General features: G+C 51.5%; 1 protein-coding gene. It reads left to right on the top strand.

The window, feature by feature from the left end; all coding sequences use genetic code 11:
• Nucleotides 1–103: 103 nt before the first annotated feature.
• On the top strand, nt 104–1,195 hold a 1,092-nt coding region (gene metG / locus ACLL9E_RS07925; protein WP_411291198.1), incomplete at its 3' end, for a methionine--tRNA ligase.

Raw genomic sequence — 1,195 nt, 5'->3', positions numbered from 1 at the left:
GCGCTAAGTCTGGATAAGCAAAGCGTGGTGTTCCAAATGGGAAGCTTGCTGGCTTCGATACAAGCGCATAAAGGGCGGACGTAAGATCTTATTAAGAGTGCACATGTCCGAACCTTTCTACATCACAACTGCTATCGCCTATCCTAATGGCAAGCCCCATATTGGCCATGCCTATGAAGCCATTGCCACCGACGCCATTGCACGTTTTCAGCGACTAAATGGCCGCGAGGTGTGTTTTGTGACAGGCACCGACGAACATGGCTTGAAAATGGACCAGACCGCACGCGCAGCGGGCACGGCAACCCGCGACCTTGCAGATGAAATGTCGTCATATTTCAAACAGATGTGCGAGATACTTGATATTTCAGCGGATTATTTTTGCCGGACGACGTCGGACCATCATCACAAAGCGAGTCAAGCCATCTGGAAGCTGCTGGAAGCCAGTGGCGATTTGTATCTTGACCGCTACGAAGGCTATTATTCTGTCCGCGACGAAGCTTATTATGATGAAAGCGAACTGACTGACGGGGAGGGGGGGCAAAAAATGTCTCCCCAAGGAACACCTGTCGAATGGACTGTCGAGGAAAGCTGGTTTTTCCGGCTATCCAAATATGAACAGCCATTGCTTGCATATTATGCTGCAAATCCCGACTTTATCCGCCCGGATAGCCGCAAGAACGAAACGGTGAAATTCGTTGAAGGTGGCCTCAAGGATTTGTCTGTTTCGCGCACTAGCTTTGACTGGGGCGTTAAGGTTCCCGGCAGCGAGAACCACGTCATGTATGTGTGGCTCGATGCGCTTACGACTTACATCTCCGCGATTGGTTTTCCTGATGACACGGAAGAGTGGCGCAAGTTCTGGCCCGCCAGCGTCCATATCATTGGCAAGGACATTGTCCGTTTTCACACCGTTTACTGGCCGGCCTTTTTGATGTCCGCCGGTCTGCCTTTGCCAAAAATGGTCTTCGGCCATGGTTTCCTGCTGTCTCGTGGCGAAAAAATGTCGAAATCGTTGGGTAATGTCGTTGACCCGATGGCGCTCGCTGAACTTTTTGGTGTTGATGCCTTGCGTTATTTCCTTTTGCGCGAAGTCAGCTTTGGTCAGGATGGGAGCTACAGTCCTGAAGCGATTGTCACGCGGGTGAACGCGGACCTCGCCAATAGTTTCGGTAATCTGGCGCAGCGGACGCTGTCA

Origin of the sequence: Sphingorhabdus sp. (genome assembly GCF_046596595.1) — a bacterium.
Lineage (GTDB): Bacteria > Pseudomonadota > Alphaproteobacteria > Sphingomonadales > Sphingomonadaceae > Sphingorhabdus_B.
This window is presented reverse-complemented; position numbering and strand designations above follow the sequence as displayed.